Below are 14,750 nucleotides of genomic sequence, written 5' to 3' on the forward strand. Positions count from 1 at the left end.
TTGCGCTTAGCGGCGCAGACCCAAGGCTTGAACAATCGCCTTGTAGCGATCTTCATCGATTTTCTTGAGATAATCGAGAAGACGCCGACGCTGGGAGACCAGCTTCAGCAGGCCACGGCGAGAGTGGTTGTCTTTCTTGTGAGTCTTGAAGTGCTCGGTCAGGTTCGCGATACGCTCGGTCAGCACCGCCACTTGCACTTCAGCCGACCCGGTGTCGTTTTCGCCCCGGGCGTACTCTTTGATCAGTTCGGCTTTACGTTCTGCAGTAATCGACATCGTCTATTCGGGCTCCTAATCCCATTGAAAGACACGAACAGGCGAGAGTTTGCCCGCGCGTGCTTCGCCGATCGCAATAGCCCGGTCTGTCCCCATGGCCACGACAGCCTTCGAGAAATCCTTCCCTGCAATGTCGCGGGGTTGGCGAAGGTCGCGCAGCTCTGAAGCTCGCCGGGGAGGCAGTACGATCGAGCGTCCTTGCCTCAACTGAAACGCCTCGTCCTCGGTCACGGCCGTCGCCGGGATGTCGTCCAGCGCGGTCTCGACCGGAAGCAGGGCCTCCAGCGCGTGGCCCTTATGGACCAAATCCTCAAATACGTCCAGTGAAACAGCCTGTGCGGCGCTGAACGGGCCGACCCTGGTGCGGCGCAGCGCGGCCACATGGCCTTCCGCCCCCAGCGCCATCGCCAGATCGCGCGCCACCGAGCGCACATAGGCGCCCTTGCCGCATTTCATCTCGAGCACGGCGAGATCGGGGCTCGGCGCGTCCAGCAGGCGCAGATCGTCAATGCGCACAGGGCGGGAGGCGAGCTCCACCTCTTCCCCGGCGCGCGCCAGATCATAGGCGCGTTCGCCATCGATCTTGATGGCGGAGAATTTCGGCGGCACCTGGTCGATCTCGCCGATGAACTGACCCAACGCCGCCTCGATGGCGTCCCGGCTCGGACGCACATCGCTCTCGCCCGTCACCTCGCCCTCGGCGTCGAGCGTGGTCGTGGACCGGCCCCAGCGCAGGGTGAACTTGTAGGCCTTGGAGCTCTCCTGGGCGAACGGCACGGTCTTGGTGGCCTCGCCGAACGCGATCGGCAGCACGCCCGACGCCAGCGGATCCAGCGTGCCCGCATGGCCCGCCTTCTGCGCATTCAGCAGCCAGCGCGTCTTGGACACGGCCTGGGTGGAGGTCATTTCCAGCGGCTTGTCGAGGATCAGCCAGCCATGGATCTTCTCGCCCTTCTTGCGACGGGCCATCAGTCCTCATCCCCGTCTTCAAGGTCGCGCTTGACGCTGGGCCGATCGAGCAGCGCATCCACTTCGCGCACATCGTCGATGCGGTCATCGACGGCGAAGCGCAGCTTGGGCGTGAATTTGAGCTCGATCTGACGGCCCAGCTCGCGCTGGATGAAGCCGGCGGCATGGTTGAGCGCGGTGGCCACGGCCTCGCGATCGCCCCCTCCCAGAAGGTCCACATAGACCGTGGCGTGGCGCAGATCGGGGCTGACGCGCGCTTCGGTGATGGTCACGGCGGCGGTGTTCACATGCGGGTCGTGCACACGACCTTCACGAATGATGTCGGACACCGCGCGACGCACGAGCTCACCGGCGCGCAGCTGGCGTTGGGACTGGGCTTTCATGAATTCCTCTTGGGTCGCCTGGACGCGACCGGAGTCCAACCGGAACGCATCGAGATTGCGAAGGGCGCGGGTGTACGGCGCCTGCGCCCCTATTGCAAGGGCGGCCCCGCTCTAGTGATTGACCACCAGCCAGGCGCCCAGGGTCAGAAGCCCCGCGCCCAGAAGCCGCATCAGGGTCACCGACCGTTCCTCGATGCCGAAGAGGCCGAAATGGTCGATCGCCATGGCGGCGATCAGCTGGGCTGCGAACAGCAGGGCGAAGAAGGAGCCCGTGCCGATCTTCGGCGTGGCCCAGGCGGCGGTGGTGACGAACAGGGCGCCCAACGCGCCTCCGATCACGAACAGATGCGGCGGCGTGTTCATGATCCGCTCGGGGCTGGGCCAGCCGGACCGGAAGGCTACCACGGAGACGGTCGCCAGCATGATCAGCGCGCCGGCCGTGAAACTGACCAGCGCGGCGCGGATCGGCGAGCCCAGATGGGCCGACAGCTGGCCGTTGAAGGCCGGCTGGGCGGCCACCATGGCGCCCGCGACCAGCGTCAGCACGTAAGGGGCGACAGCGTTCAGCGACATGGGCGGTCCTTCAGCTTGGATCAGCGCATCCAGAAGCGGGGCGTGAAGACATAGAGCGCCACGAGGATTTCCAAGCGGCCCAGCAACATCTGCACGCAGAGCAGCCATTTGGCCGGGTCGGGCAGTGTAGCGAAATTGCCCGCCGGTCCAATGATGTCGCCAAGGCCCGGGCCCACATTGGCGATGGCCGTGGCGGACGCGGTCACGGCGGTCAGGAAGTCGAGGCCGAAGGCGGACAGGGCGACGGCGCCAATGGCGAAACAGGCGACATACAAACCCGCGAACAGCGCCACCGAGGCGCTGTCCGACGCTGTCAGCCGCCGTCCGGCATGGTGCGCCACCGTGATCGCATGCGGGGAGGACGCCGCCTGCAGGCTCGCCCAGGTGGATTTGAGCATGATCTGGATGCGGAACACCTTGAAGCCGCCGGCCGTCGATCCCGCGCACCCGCCCAGAAAGGTCAGGATGAAGATGGTGGCCATGGCCAGCGGCCCCCAGAGCTGATAGTCGCCCGCCGCATAGCCGGTGGTGGTCAGCACAGAGACGGTGTTGAAGATGGCGAGCCGCACCGCGTCCGGATGCTCGGGCGGCCCGCCCAGCTCGGCGGCGAACAGCAGAAGACTCGCCAGCGCCACGATCACCAGAAGTCCGACGATTTCCTCAAAGGCGCCCGGACGTCGGCCCTCATGGCGGCTGACCGCCCGCACATAGGCGAGAAACGGGATCGCCCCGGCCAGCATGAACACGATGGCCACCCATTGCGCGCCGGCCGAGAACCCGCCCATGGACTGGTCGGTGGTGGAATACCCGCCTGTCGACACCGTGGTGAGGGCGTGCAGGACCGCATCAAAGCCGCTCATGCCGGACAGGACATAGCCCAGCGCGCACAGGCAGGTGAGGCCCAGATAAAGCCCGGCGATGACGCTGGCGAGATGGCCGGGACGAGCGATCAGCTTTTCCGGCGACCGGTCCGAGGATTCCAGATGGAAAAGCTGCATCCCGCCCGAGCGCAGGAGCGGCAGGACGGCGATGGAGATGCCGATGATGCCGATCCCGCCAATCCATTGCAGCAAAGCGCGCCAAACCAGAAGGGTGGGCGGCTGGGCGTCAAGATTGCTGATGACGGTCGATCCCGTCGTGGTCAGACCGGACACGGTCTCGAAGATGGCGTCTGTGATGCTCAGCCCCACGGCATCCTCGTGCAGGGGAATGGCCATCAGGAGCGGCAGGCCGAACCAGGCCCCGAGCGTCAGGATCACCGCGCCGCGAAAGCCCAGATGCGCGCGCTCGCCCAGACCGACCAGCGTCAGCACGCCGCCTACAAAGCCGGAGATCAGCACGCAGGCGGCGAACCCCTCGCCGGCGCCGTCATGAATCAGAAGGTGGGACGCCAGCATGTGCAGGAAAGCCAGCGCCGCGAGACCCAGACACAGCACGCCCCAGATCAGGGCGACATTGCGAATGCGAGTCATCATGCGCGCACCTCCAGAGCCCTGCCCGGAAACGCCCGGGGATCGGCCATGTGCGATAAGGCGGCGTCTGTATACCTCTGATCCCTGCGGTTCAAGTCCGCCCTGACTGCAGCGCGCCCCCCGCATCAGGCTTGCATTTGAATTGAATTCAATTCAGCCTGTTGTCAGGAGATGAAACCCCATGAACACACCCCTTCACGACGCCCCGCCGAATGACAATGCCGCGCCGACGCCGCGCGGGCGGCAGACGCGCGAAAAGCTCATTGATGCGGCGCGCGGCGCGCTCATCGAGGGGGAGGGCGCCGCCGAGATCACCGACATCGCCCGGCGTGCCGGCGTCTCGGCCGGTTTGGCCTATCATCATTTCGGCTCCAAGGACGGGCTTCTCTCGGCCGTGGTCGAGGAGTTCTATGACCGCTATGTCCGGGTCGCCAACACGCATTTTCGCGGTGAAACCTGGGCTCAGCGTGAAGCGCAGCGCGTGCAGGCGGTCGTGCGCTTCTTCATCGACGAACCCTTTACCCGCACCCTGTTCGGGCCGCTGGGCCGGTCGAGTGCGGTCGTGCATGCAGAATCGCGTTGCATGGCGGACCTTGTGGCGCGCGGCGCCCGCAACATCGCCCAGGGCCAGGCGGACGGCGACCTGCCGCGGCAGGCCGACCCGCAAATCGCCGCTGCCTTCGTGCTGGGCGGCCTGCGCCAGGCCATGACGCTGGCGCTGCTGGATGACCCGAACCCGGACGCCGAGCAGCTCGCCTGCAACGTCTGGATCCTGATCGCCCAGAGCCTGGGCCTGAGAGTGGGGAGCAAGTCATGACGCCGACCCTGAAAAAACCCTCCGACCTGTTCACCCAGGATCTGGCGGGCACGCATAAGCGCTATGAAACCGAGAGCGTCACCCCCGGCTCCGATACCCTCGCCAGCTATGACAGCAATGGCTATGTCATCCTCAGGGGATTGCTGAGCGCGGAGGTTCTGAAGGCCGCCGATACCGCTCTGCGCGATCTTCTGGGGCCCACGGGGCGGAACAATTTTGAAGGGTTCAGCACCCAGCGCGCCTATGCCCTTCTGGCGAAGACCCGGGCCCTGGACCCGTTGATCGCCCATCCGCAGATCCTGGGATTTCTCAAGGCGCGGCTGCATGCCCAGCCGCTTCTATCGGCCTGTCTGGGCATCAATATCGGTCCGGGCGAGACCCCGCAAATGCCCCATGCGGATGACGGATTCTATCCGGACATGCGTCCTGACGCCCGTCACGGCCTGTCGGTGATCTGGGCCTTTGACCCCTTTACCCGGGACAATGGCGCCACCCGCGCCTGGCCCGGCTCCCATCTCTGGCGGTCCGGGCGGGAGCCCGAGGACACCGATGTCTGGCGTCCCGCCGTGATGGAGCCCGGCGATGCGCTGGTCTTCCATGGCGGGCTCTGGCATGCGGGCGGAGAGAACGCCACGCAGCAGGGGCGACTGGCCCTGACCGCGCAATATTGCGCGCCCTGGCTGCGCACGCAGGAGAATATGAGCCTGGCGGTTCCGCCCCAGATCGTCCGCACGCTCAAGGCGCCGCTGCCCTCGCTGCTGGGCTATCAGATCCATCCGCCCTTCATGGGCCATGTGAACGGCATGCATCCCAATCGTCTGCTGGACTAGGACGTCTCAGACCTGAAATTGCGGCGCGCGTTCGGCTCGGATGGCGGCTTTCTCCGCCATGATCTCCTCCGCCAGACGATCAAAGAAGGTGCGATCATGGGTCTCGCGTCGCCAATAGAGCATGACCGGATGTATGGCGTCCGGCGATTTGAGATGGCGAACGCGAAACGCGGGGTCCCGGATGGCTTCTCCCAGCGCATAGAGACTGGGCAGGACCGCGACGGCCTCGCTCTGGGCGGCGATCTGGCGAATGGCGTCCAGCGAGGCGCCCCGATACTGGGTGCTCAGCTCCGCGCCAGCCAGCCGCGCCAGACCGGACACGATTTCGGTCAGATGAAAGTCCGGGCTCAGGGTCAGAAGCCTCCGGCCCCTGAGCGCGCTCAGTTCCAGAGGCCCGTCTGCCTGCATCAGGCTGTCTTCGGGACGCGCGCAGACCCAGAGCGTTTCCTCAAAGACCGGTCGCACGCTGAAATCGGCCTGCGGCCCGCGCGACGCCATGACGAAATCCACCTCGCCCATCTGCAGACGGCGCAGCAATTCCTGCGAGGAACCTTCGATGAAGCTGATCTGCAGATCAGGGAAGACCGACCGCAAACGCTGGGTGAAGCGGGGCATGAAATACGCCCCGATGGAGGGCAGCACCCCGGCATTGAGGTGAAAGGCCGGGCGCTGACTCAATTCACGCGCCTTGCCCTTGAACGCATAGGCGCTGCGCAGGACCGTACGCGCATCCTCAAGCAGCGCCTGACCAGGGCGGCTGAGCTTGACCTGCCGCGAGGAGCGTTCGAACAGGCGCAGCCCCAGGTCTGCTTCCAACGCGCTGATCTGTTTGGAGAGGCTCGGCTGGGTCACCGCCAGCCTGTCCGCCGCCTGACGAAAGGACCCCAGCTCGGCAAGCGTGACGAAATACTCAAGCTGGCGCAGCGTCGGCCGCATGGTCTCTCCCCGATTGATGCCCTCAGGCTATCAATCTAGGGCGCAGTTTCCATTAGAAAAGGGCCGATCTCCCCTTTAGCTGACGGGGTGTGGGCAGCACGCCCTCCACGCACAAGGGACAATCATGAAACTCTTCTCTGTATCCGCCCTGCTCGTCTCCAGCCTGACCCTGGGCTCGGCTCAGGCGATGACCGACGCCATTACCGACGCCGATGTCGAGGCCGCCCAGCGCGCCTGGGGCGAAGGCATTGTGAGCATCGGCGCGGCCTATACGGCGGGCGAGGATTATGAAGCCGCCGCCCGCGACCATATCGAGCGCTTCTACGCCTATGGCGATTATCCGGTCCTGTTCAAACCGACGCTGGCCTCCGAAGACCAGTTCCGCGGCGATTTTGACGAGGCGCTCTCTTACTTCGTGGGCGGCTCGATCGCTGAAGATGGCGGCTTCGCCATCGCGCCCTACACCCAGGTTCGCTGGGAAAACGAAGCGACCATCATCGATTCAGACAGCGCCATGGCCATGGGCAATTACTTCTTCACCCGCACGGACGGGCAAGAGGTGAAGGTCGAGTACAGCTTTGGCTATGTCCGCGACGAGACTGGCGATCTGAAGATCGTCCTGCATCATTCCTCCCTTCCCTACGCCCCCAACTGAAGGCGGGAGGAGCGTGCGCGCTGACCAACCCTGCAGTCCCTTCCCCGACTGTGCCAGGCGCACGAAAAAGGGCGGCTCATCGAGCCGCCCTTTGTTTGTGTCTGAAGACCGGGATTACAGCGAACGCTGGATTTCCTGGACCTCGAAACATTCGATCACGTCATTGACCTGAATGTCGTGATAGTTCTCGAACGCCATGCCGCACTCGGTGCCGGCGCGCACTTCGGGAACCTCGTCCTTGAAGCGCTTGAGCGTGGACAGATGGCCTTCGTGGATCACCGTGTCGTCGCGCAGCAGACGCACGCCGCAGCCGCGCTTCACCACGCCTTCGGTCACGCGGCAACCCGCAACGCGGCCCACCTTGGTGATGTTGAAGACTTCCAGGATCTGCGCATAGCCGATGAAGGTTTCGCGTTTCTCCGGCGCCAGCATGCCCTCGAGCGTGTTCTTCACGTCGTCGATCAGATCGTAGATCACCGAATAATAGCGGATTTCCACGCCTTCACGCTCGGCCAGATCGCGCGCCTGCTTGTTGGCGCGGACGTTGAACGCGAAGATCGGCGCGCCGGAGGCTTGCGCCAGAAGGACATCGCTTTCGGACACGCCGCCGGCGGCGGAGTGAATGATCTTGGCCTGGACTTCCTCGTTGCCGACTTTTTCCAGAGCGCCAATGATCGCTTCGGCCGAACCTTGCACGTCCGCCTTGACCAGAAGCGGCAGCTCCTGAACCTCGTTGGATTTGAGCTTGGCCATCATCTGCTCGAGCGAGGCGCCGCCGCCCGTCCGGGCCGCCGCCGCCTTGTCGCGCTTGACGCGCTCGCGGTATTCCACCAGCTCACGGGCGCGGGCTTCAGACTCCACCACGGCGAAGACTTCACCCGGCTCGGGCGCGCCGTCCAGGCCGAGAATCTCGGCCGGCAGGGACGGACCCGCCTCTTTCATCTGCTGGCCGCGCTCGTTCACCAGAGCCCGCACCTTGCCCCATTGCGCGCCCGCCACGACGATATCGCCGCGCTTCAGCGTGCCGCGCTTCACAAGGCAGGTCGCGACCGGGCCGCGGCCCTTGTCGACCTGGGATTCGATCACCACGCCTTCCGCAGAGCGGTTCGGATTGGCTTTCAGCTCCAGCATTTCAGCTTGCAGGTTGATGGCGTCGGTCAGCTCATCAAGACCGGTCTTCTTCAGCGCCGAGACCGGAACCGCCTGAACGTCGCCGCCCATGTCCTCCACGAACACTTCGTACTGAAGCAGTTCCTGAAGCACTTTCTGCGGATCGGAGTCGGGCTTGTCGACCTTGTTGACCGCCACGATCATCGGCACGTTCGCCGCCTTGGCGTGGCTGATCGCCTCGATGGTCTGCGGCATGACGCCGTCATCGGCCGCCACCACCAGGATCACGATATCGGTCGCCTGCGCGCCGCGAGAGCGCATGGAGGAGAACGCCGCGTGGCCCGGGGTGTCGAGGAAGGTGATCTTCTCGCCCGATTTCAGCGCCACCTGATAGGCGCCGATGTGCTGGGTGATGCCGCCGGCTTCGCCCGCCGCCACATCGGTGGAGCGCAGGGCGTCCAGCAGCGAGGTCTTGCCGTGGTCGACGTGACCCATGACGGTCACCACCGGCGGACGGGGCAGCTTGCTCTCTTCGGTGTCTTCCTCGGAGATGAAGCCCTCTTCCACGTCGGATTCCGACACGCGTTTGATGGTGTGGCCGAATTCCTCGACGATCAGCTCGGCGATATCGGCGTCCAGCATGTCATTGGCGCGCACCATCTGACCCTGGGTCATCAGGTATTTCACCACGTCCGCGGCGCGTTCGGCCATACGCTGGGCCAGATCCTGCACGGAGATCGCTTCGGGCACGACCACTTCACGGGACACCTTGTCACGGGACTGGCCGCCTTGCTGGCGACGCTGCTTTTCACGTTCACGGGCCCGGCGCATGGAGGCCAGGGAGCGCTGACGACCTTCATCATCCTCGACGAGGTTCTGAATGGTCAGCTTGCCCTGACGGCGCTTGGGCTCCTTGGTGCGCGAAGGCTGGGCCTTGTCCCCGCCCGGCGCGACCTTCTTGGATTTGACGCGGCCGCCCATGGACTCAAGAATGTTGCGGTTGTCGTCGGACTCCTCGCGCTCAGTCTTGTCCTTGCTCTTGTCAGCCTTGCGAGACGGCGCCTTCACGGACGGCTCTTCAGCCGTATCCGCGGCGGGCGCCGCTTTCTTGGATTTCTTGGCCTGTTCCGCAGCGAGGCGAGCCGCTTCGGCTTCAGCCACCGCACGACGCTCTTCCTCTTCGCGGCGCTGGCGCTCTTCTTCCTCGCGCTTGCGCATGTCCTCGAGCGCGCGGCGCTCCTCGTCCTCGCGGGCGCGTCGGGCTTCTTCTTCCGCCTTCTGCTTGGCGGCGCGCTCTTCCTGTTCGGCGCGCGCGCGCAGAATGGCCTGCTGGCGCTTGATCAGTTCTTCTTCGGACAGGCCCAGCTGCTTGGCCTTGGCGGCCAGCGCAGCGCGCGCCTTGTCCTTCTGGCTCTGGGGCGCGCCGGATTTGCCCGTCGCGGCGTCCTTGCCGGCAGGCCCGCCCGGGCGCTTGCGCTTCTTCTCGACAACGACAGACTTCTGACGTCCGCGCGCAAAGCTTTGCTGCACGGTCCCAGAGGAACGTCCACCGAGGGAGAGAGGCTTGCGGCCCGAGTTGTTGCGTTCGTCAGCGTCGCTCATAAGCGTCCTTGCCGCGGCTTTACATATCTTCGGGCGGAGCCCCGCCGCCGCGTGCGCGAGGGTCCGTCATCTGTTCAGGTCGCCTCCGGGAAGCCCCGGCCTGAAGGCCCGCTAAACTAGCCAGCTTCCAAGGCGTTTCAACTCTTCTGTGCGTCTCCGCCCGCAGGATCGAGGTTAACGAAGCCTGCAAGCTTGAACGCGAGGGCGGAAAACCCCGCCGCTTCAGGTCCATCGGCCAGAACCGCATGGACCGCATTCCCGACGCCGAGGGCCCCGCTCAGGGTTTCAGCGTCAAAACATCCCAGCACCGGCGCCGTGCAGTCCACGGCCTTGGCCAGGTGATCCAGCTTCTTGCGCCCGTCAGGCGCCGCGTCGCTGGCTTCAATTCTCCACGCCGGCTCCGGGTCCGATTGCAGCGCCATGCGCACCGCATCCGATCCCAGCTCCACGCGTCCGGCCCGGCGCGCCAGACCCAGAAGGCTCAGAAGACGCGCCCTGATCAGCGCCTCGAACTGGTCCGCCAGATCTTCCGGCGCCTCGACCGGCTGCTCGAAGGCCCGATTGAACAGGCGCTTCTTAACCGCCTTGTCGACCAACGCCCGGTCGGCGCTGACCCAGCCGCCCCGACCGGGAAGGCGCGCCGCCACGTCCGGCGTCACGCGGCCTTCAGGGCTGAGCGCGACACGGAGGAGGTCGTCCTCCCCCTTCACCTCACCGGTGGCGACGCAACGGCGTTCGCGCACCGGCTTGGATCGGCCATGACGCGCCCCGCGGCTCACGACTGCTCGTCTTCCTCCGTCGCGTCAGCGTCCAGCAGATCGGCCAGGTCCACGCCCAGCTTCTCGGCTTCAGCTTCAAGATCGGAGAGGTCGATGTCTTCCAGATCGACATCGGAAGCCTCTTCGTCAAGGGTCTCGTCCTCAACCTCTTCCACTTCGACCTCGGCCTGGGGCAGATCCTCTTCGGAAATCCAGCCTGCAATCACACGCGCGCGCATGATCAGCATTTCGGCGTCTTCGGGCGACATGTCAGAGCCTTCGAGAATGCCCGGCTCGCGCACGCGCTCGCCATCGCGGGTCTCGTACCAGCCGCGCAGATCGTCAGGCGTCAGGCCCGCCAGATCCTCGATGGTGCAGACCTCGTTCTCGCCGAACTTGACCGCCATCGGCAGGTCGACGCCTTCCACATCCAGGACCGCATCTTCCACGCCCAGCTCCTTGCGGCGGGCATCCTGCTCGGCGGCGCGCTTTTCGAGGAATTCGCGGGCGCGGGTCTGGATTTCCTGGGCCGTGTCGTCGTCGAAACCTTCGATGACGGCGATCTCGTCGAGCTCGACAAAGGCGATGTCTTCAACTTCGGCGAAGCCTTCGGTGGCCAGAAGCTGGGCGATCACCTCGTCCACATCCAGCGCGTTCATGAAGGTCGAGGTGCGCTCGGAGAATTCCTTCTGGCGACGCTCGGATTCTTCTTCCTCGGTCAGGATGTCGATGGCCCAGCCGGTCAGCTGGCTGGCCAGACGCACATTCTGGCCGCGACGACCGATCGCCAGCGACAACTGATCGTCGGGCACGACGACTTCGATGCGCTCGGCCTCGTCATCGAGCACCACCTTGGCGACTTCGGCCGGCTGCAGCGCGTTGACGATGAAGGTCGCCGGATCGGGATTCCACGGAATGATGTCGATCTTCTCGCCCGCCAGCTCGTTCACGACGGCCTGCACGCGGCTGCCGCGCATGCCGACGCACGCGCCCACGGGATCGATGGAGCTGTCATTGGAAATGACGGCGATCTTGGCGCGGGACCCCGGATCGCGCGCCACGCGCGGGATCTCGATGACGCCTTCGTAGACTTCCGGCACTTCCTGCGCGAACAGGGCGGCCATGAAGTCGGGATGGGCGCGCGACAGGAAGATCTGCGGGCCGCGGGTCTCCTCACGCACGTCATAGATATAGGCGCGCACGCGGTCATTGACCTGCAGGCTTTCGCGCGGAATGCCGTCCGAACGACGGATAATGCCTTCGGCCTTGCCCAGGTCGATGATGACATTGCCGTATTCGACGCGCTTGACGATGCCGTTGACGATCTCGCCGATGCGGTCCTTGTACTCGTTGAACTGGCGCTTGCGCTCGGCTTCGCGAACCTTCTGGGTGATCACCTGCTTGGCGGTCTGGGACGCGACGCGGCCGAACTCGATCGGCGGCAGCTCTTCTTCGTAGAAGGAACCGATCTCGGCTTCCGGATCACGCTTCTTCGCTTCGTCGAGCGTGATCTGGTGCGCTTCGTTCTCGACCTCTTCCACGACGGTGGTGCGGCTGGTCAGACGCATCTCGCCGGTCTTGGGGTTGATCTTGCAATGGATGTCGAGCTCCGCGCCATAGCGCGAGCGGGCCGCCTTCTGGATCGCCTCTTCAATGGCTTCCAGCACGATCGACTCATCGATCATCTTCTCCTGCGCCACCGCGCGGGCGATTTGCAGGATTTCCAGCTTGTTGGCGCTGACCCCGATGGCCATATCCGCGTTCCTTCTCGTTCTACTCGTCAGCCTGACCGTCTTCACCCTCGATGGGACCACGAGCCTTCAGGCTCGCCTCCACGAGAGCGTCGGTCATGACCAGCTTGGCGTCTGCGATCCACTCGAACGGGATGACAGCCGTGTCGTCCTCGCCCGCCAGATCCATCAGTACGTTGTCGTCCTCGATCCCGGCGAGCATGCCGCGAAAGCGCTTGCGGTTCTCCACCAGGCGATCGAGCTCGATCTTGGCCTCGAAACCTTCCCAGCGCTCAAAATGAGAGAGCGCGGTCAGAGGCCGGTCAATGCCGGGCGAGGATACTTCAAGATCATACTCGCCCGAGACCGGATCAGCCTCATCAAAAACTTCCGACAGGGCGCGCGACAGCCGCGCACAGTCTTCAACCACCATCGTGCCGTCATGGCGCTCGGCCATGATCTGCACCGTGGTCTTCTTGCCGCCCATCACACGCACACGCACGATTTCAAGCCCGAGGGTCTCGGCCAGAGGCTCGGCGATCTCGAGGATGCGCTTGTCTTGCGGGCTGTTGGCTTTCATGGGCGTCGTGTATCTGCGTCTGGGCCGGATGCGGGTACGAAAAAAGCGGCCCGGGACCCCGAGCCGCTCGAACATGTCATCCGACATATCGAACTTTGAGGCGCTTATACGCCTTCAGCCCCCGATTGGCAACGGGGGGCGCTCAGCAAGCTCTCCAAAGTTTAATCCTGAAGCGCGACGGGCTGGGTCATGATCTCACCGTCAGGGGAGGCCTTACCATGTTCAACGCTCTTGCCGTCACGGTCGCACTCGCGGCTCAGCAGGGCGATACGGGCGACGCCTATGCTCAACTCGGCCCTGATGCGCGCGAGCGCCTGATGGCCTGTGAGGTCGATGCAGAGCGTTTCGACGCCCTGATGGCGCTGGATCCCCAGAGCTTCGATCAGGACTTTTCAGGCGGCTGGCGACCTGTGGGCGATGAGCCCGGCTGCGAACGGGCCGCAGCGGACCTTCTGATCGCCTACATGGATCATTCCCCGCACTTCAATCGGGAACAGCCAGGCGTGATCGGCTGGCATGCGGGACAAATGCTCGCCATGAGCGACGAACCCGAACAAGCCATCGCCTATTTCGACGCCGCCCGCTTCAGCACTGCCGACTGGAATCTCTATGTCGACGCCACCATCGCCTTCCTGCAACGCGATCGCGCCGCAGCCGAGGCGGCGCGGGCCGAGCTGGCGACCATGACGCCCAGTGAGGAAGAAATGGCCTCACGACGTCAATTCCTGGCCGAGAACCCGCACATCACCATGCCCCAGGGCTTTGTGGAACAGCCGCAGAATCTGGGCGTCGTGGATCGGCTGCTGACATGCTGGGACCGCCCTTACGCCGAGGCCTATTCCAGCCAGTGCGAGCGCTAGATCTTCACGAAATCAAAGAAGACCGGGTCGATATCGCCCAGATGCTTGGACTGGTAGCGGGTGACGATGTGATCGGCCGGGTTCTGCGTCCAGTCGGTCGCCTGCTCGCCCGTCCAGCTCAAGCCCTCGGCCGCCATCAGGATCGGCAAGGCGTGATCGGCATAGGCGCGCACATCGGTCGCCACGCGCAGGCGTCCGCCGGATTTGAGAAGCCGCGCAAACTCCGCCGCCGTATCAGGCTGCACGAAACGCCGCTTGGCGTGTCGCTTCTTGGGCCAGGGGTCGGGGAACAGAAGATAGATCTGGTCAAACGCGCCATCAGGCATGCGCACCATCTCGTCGCGCGCATCGGAGCGCTTCACCCGCACATTCTCAAGCTCATGATCCTCGATCCCCACCAGCGCCTTGGCGACGCCATTGAGGAAGGGCTCGATCCCGAGAAAGCCGGTTTTCCGCGCCCGGTCCGCCTGACCCACCAGATGCTCGGCCCCGCCAAAACCCACTTCCAGCACATAGCGCTCAAAGCCGGGCAGAAGAGCTTTGGGGTCGAGCGGGCCTTCATCCGCCCAGCTCAGAGCAGGCAGTTGCGTCTCCACGAGCGCCTGCTGGCGATCGGTCAGCTTGTGCCCGCTGGCGCGGCCGTAGAGGCGTCGGTTCTGGGGTCGGGTCTCGGTCATGACGGCCCTTTACCCGCCCTCTCCTGAAAAACAAAGAGCCGGGCTGAAACAACCCGGCTCCCTGTTCGGTCAAAGCCTTTAGAATCAGGCGAAGTCCTTGAGCTGATCGACGAGGTCGGTCTTCTCCCAGGAGAAACCGCCATCCGCGTCCGGCGTGCGGCCGAAATGGCCATAGGCGGCAGTGCGCTCGAAGATCGGCTTGTTCAGGCCCAGATGGGTGCGGATGCCGCGCGGGCTGAGATTGACCAGCTCGCGCAGGCGGTTTTCCAGCCTGGCTTCATCCACATCGCCGGTGCCGTGGGTGTCCACATAGACAGACAGCGGCTTGGACACGCCGATGGCGTAGCTGAGCTGGATGGTGCATTTGCGCGCCAGACCCGCCGCCACGACATTCTTGGCGAGATAGCGCGCCACATAGGCCGCCGAGCGGTCCACCTTCGTCGGGTCCTTGCCCGAGAACGCGCCGCCGCCATGGGGGGCTGCGCCGCCATAGGTGTCCACGATGATCTTGCGACCGGTCAG

General features: G+C 64.7%; 16 protein-coding genes. 4 read left to right on the forward strand and 12 right to left on the reverse strand.

Going from position 1 to position 14,750, the window contains the following annotated elements:
* Nucleotides 1-6: 6 nt before the first annotated feature.
* The 5 genes from rpsO to B2Z70_RS02540 all read right to left on the reverse strand — a co-directional run bounded on the left by rpsO (nucleotide 7) and on the right by B2Z70_RS02540 (nucleotide 3,676).
* Nucleotides 7-276: a 30S ribosomal protein S15 gene (rpsO, locus tag B2Z70_RS02520; protein ID WP_009802454.1), complete on the reverse strand. Its 270-nt coding sequence runs from the start codon at nucleotides 274-276 to the stop codon at nucleotides 7-9.
* 15 nt (nucleotides 277-291) lie between these two features.
* Entirely contained in the window at nucleotides 292-1,245 is a 954-nt protein-coding gene (truB, locus tag B2Z70_RS02525) for a tRNA pseudouridine(55) synthase TruB (RefSeq protein ID WP_292980625.1), read from the reverse strand.
* Nucleotides 1,245-1,667 (reverse strand): 30S ribosome-binding factor RbfA, encoded by a 423-nt coding sequence (gene rbfA, locus B2Z70_RS02530; protein WP_009802452.1) that lies wholly within the window; start codon nucleotides 1,665-1,667, stop codon nucleotides 1,245-1,247. The genes truB and rbfA overlap by 1 nt, the downstream gene beginning before the upstream one ends.
* A 72-nt stretch (nucleotides 1,668-1,739) precedes the next feature.
* On the reverse strand, nucleotides 1,740-2,201 hold the full coding sequence (locus B2Z70_RS02535) for a DMT family transporter (RefSeq protein WP_292980628.1): 462 nt from the start codon (nucleotides 2,199-2,201) through the stop codon (nucleotides 1,740-1,742).
* Between the two features lie 20 nt (nucleotides 2,202-2,221).
* Nucleotides 2,222-3,676 (reverse strand): TrkH family potassium uptake protein, encoded by a 1,455-nt coding sequence (locus tag B2Z70_RS02540; protein ID WP_009802450.1) that lies wholly within the window; start codon nucleotides 3,674-3,676, stop codon nucleotides 2,222-2,224.
* Between the two features lie 178 nt (nucleotides 3,677-3,854).
* On the opposite strand from B2Z70_RS02540, the gene B2Z70_RS02545 reads away from it, so the two are divergent.
* Both B2Z70_RS02545 and B2Z70_RS02550 read left to right on the forward strand, forming a co-directional pair.
* Complete coding sequence (locus tag B2Z70_RS02545; RefSeq protein WP_009802449.1) at nucleotides 3,855-4,490, forward strand: TetR/AcrR family transcriptional regulator; 636 nt, start codon at nucleotides 3,855-3,857, stop codon at nucleotides 4,488-4,490.
* The gene (locus B2Z70_RS02550) at nucleotides 4,487-5,320 is read left to right on the forward strand and encodes a phytanoyl-CoA dioxygenase family protein (protein WP_292980631.1); all 834 of its coding nucleotides are present in this window, start codon (nucleotides 4,487-4,489) and stop codon (nucleotides 5,318-5,320) included. The genes B2Z70_RS02545 and B2Z70_RS02550 overlap by 4 nt, the downstream gene beginning before the upstream one ends.
* 6 nt (nucleotides 5,321-5,326) lie before the next feature.
* Here B2Z70_RS02550 and B2Z70_RS02555 read toward each other — a convergent pair whose 3' ends face one another.
* A complete protein-coding gene (locus B2Z70_RS02555) occupies nucleotides 5,327-6,256 on the reverse strand; it encodes a LysR family transcriptional regulator (protein ID WP_292980633.1) in 930 nt (309 codons plus the stop codon).
* Between the two features lie 124 nt (nucleotides 6,257-6,380).
* On the opposite strand from B2Z70_RS02555, the gene B2Z70_RS02560 reads away from it, so the two are divergent.
* The gene (locus tag B2Z70_RS02560) at nucleotides 6,381-6,911 is read left to right on the forward strand and encodes a metal-independent carbonic anhydrase family protein (RefSeq protein WP_292980636.1); all 531 of its coding nucleotides are present in this window, start codon (nucleotides 6,381-6,383) and stop codon (nucleotides 6,909-6,911) included.
* Between the two features lie 114 nt (nucleotides 6,912-7,025).
* Here the strand turns inward: B2Z70_RS02560 and infB are convergent, their stop codons facing one another.
* The 4 genes from infB to rimP form a co-directional block, all read right to left on the reverse strand.
* The gene (infB, locus tag B2Z70_RS02565) at nucleotides 7,026-9,623 is read right to left on the reverse strand and encodes a translation initiation factor IF-2 (RefSeq protein WP_009802447.1); all 2,598 of its coding nucleotides are present in this window, start codon (nucleotides 9,621-9,623) and stop codon (nucleotides 7,026-7,028) included.
* Nucleotides 9,624-9,760: 137 nt separating this feature from the next.
* The gene (locus B2Z70_RS02570) at nucleotides 9,761-10,402 is read right to left on the reverse strand and encodes an RNA-binding protein (protein WP_292980640.1); all 642 of its coding nucleotides are present in this window, start codon (nucleotides 10,400-10,402) and stop codon (nucleotides 9,761-9,763) included.
* The gene (nusA, locus tag B2Z70_RS02575; RefSeq protein WP_009802445.1) at nucleotides 10,399-12,135 is read right to left on the reverse strand and encodes a transcription termination factor NusA; all 1,737 of its coding nucleotides are present in this window, start codon (nucleotides 12,133-12,135) and stop codon (nucleotides 10,399-10,401) included. Before nusA ends, B2Z70_RS02570 begins: the two co-directional genes overlap by 4 nt.
* Nucleotides 12,136-12,154: 19 nt before the next feature.
* Entirely contained in the window at nucleotides 12,155-12,691 is a 537-nt protein-coding gene (rimP, locus tag B2Z70_RS02580) for a ribosome maturation factor RimP (protein WP_009802444.1), read from the reverse strand.
* A 218-nt stretch (nucleotides 12,692-12,909) separates the two neighbouring features.
* On the opposite strand from rimP, the gene B2Z70_RS02585 reads away from it, so the two are divergent.
* The gene (locus tag B2Z70_RS02585; protein WP_292980646.1) at nucleotides 12,910-13,551 is read left to right on the forward strand and encodes a hypothetical protein; all 642 of its coding nucleotides are present in this window, start codon (nucleotides 12,910-12,912) and stop codon (nucleotides 13,549-13,551) included.
* Here the strand turns inward: B2Z70_RS02585 and trmB are convergent.
* Both trmB and B2Z70_RS02595 read right to left on the reverse strand, forming a co-directional pair.
* Nucleotides 13,548-14,228, reverse strand: a complete 681-nt coding sequence (gene trmB, locus B2Z70_RS02590; RefSeq protein WP_009802442.1) for a tRNA (guanosine(46)-N7)-methyltransferase TrmB — start codon at nucleotides 14,226-14,228, stop codon at nucleotides 13,548-13,550. The genes B2Z70_RS02585 and trmB overlap by 4 nt on opposite strands.
* An 84-nt stretch (nucleotides 14,229-14,312) precedes the next feature.
* A partial coding sequence (locus B2Z70_RS02595; protein ID WP_292980649.1) for a methionine adenosyltransferase domain-containing protein occupies nucleotides 14,313-14,750 on the reverse strand: 438 nt, incomplete at its 5' end.

This window comes from Oceanicaulis sp. UBA6590, from assembly GCF_002433705.1.
Classification (GTDB): Bacteria; Pseudomonadota; Alphaproteobacteria; order Caulobacterales; family Maricaulaceae; genus Oceanicaulis.

Bases quoted from the DNA above. Each gene is read 5' to 3' on its own strand.
- nusA (WP_009802445.1), bottom strand. From the start codon at position 12,135: ATGGCCATCGGGGTCAGCGCCAACAAGCTGGAAATCCTGCAAATCGCC.
- B2Z70_RS02585 (WP_292980646.1), top strand. From the start codon at position 12,910: ATGTTCAACGCTCTTGCCGTCACGGTCGCACTCGCGGCTCAGCAGGGC.
- B2Z70_RS02540 (WP_009802450.1), bottom strand. From the start codon at position 3,676: ATGATGACTCGCATTCGCAATGTCGCCCTGATCTGGGGCGTGCTGTGT.
- trmB (WP_009802442.1), bottom strand. From the start codon at position 14,228: ATGACCGAGACCCGACCCCAGAACCGACGCCTCTACGGCCGCGCCAGC.
- B2Z70_RS02560 (WP_292980636.1), top strand. From the start codon at position 6,381: ATGAAACTCTTCTCTGTATCCGCCCTGCTCGTCTCCAGCCTGACCCTG.
- B2Z70_RS02550 (WP_292980631.1), top strand. From the start codon at position 4,487: ATGACGCCGACCCTGAAAAAACCCTCCGACCTGTTCACCCAGGATCTG.
- truB (WP_292980625.1), bottom strand. From the start codon at position 1,245: ATGGCCCGTCGCAAGAAGGGCGAGAAGATCCATGGCTGGCTGATCCTC.
- B2Z70_RS02555 (WP_292980633.1), bottom strand. From the start codon at position 6,256: ATGCGGCCGACGCTGCGCCAGCTTGAGTATTTCGTCACGCTTGCCGAG.
- B2Z70_RS02545 (WP_009802449.1), top strand. From the start codon at position 3,855: ATGAACACACCCCTTCACGACGCCCCGCCGAATGACAATGCCGCGCCG.
- B2Z70_RS02535 (WP_292980628.1), bottom strand. From the start codon at position 2,201: ATGTCGCTGAACGCTGTCGCCCCTTACGTGCTGACGCTGGTCGCGGGC.
- rpsO (WP_009802454.1), bottom strand. From the start codon at position 276: ATGTCGATTACTGCAGAACGTAAAGCCGAACTGATCAAAGAGTACGCC.
- rimP (WP_009802444.1), bottom strand. From the start codon at position 12,691: ATGAAAGCCAACAGCCCGCAAGACAAGCGCATCCTCGAGATCGCCGAG.
- infB (WP_009802447.1), bottom strand. From the start codon at position 9,623: ATGAGCGACGCTGACGAACGCAACAACTCGGGCCGCAAGCCTCTCTCC.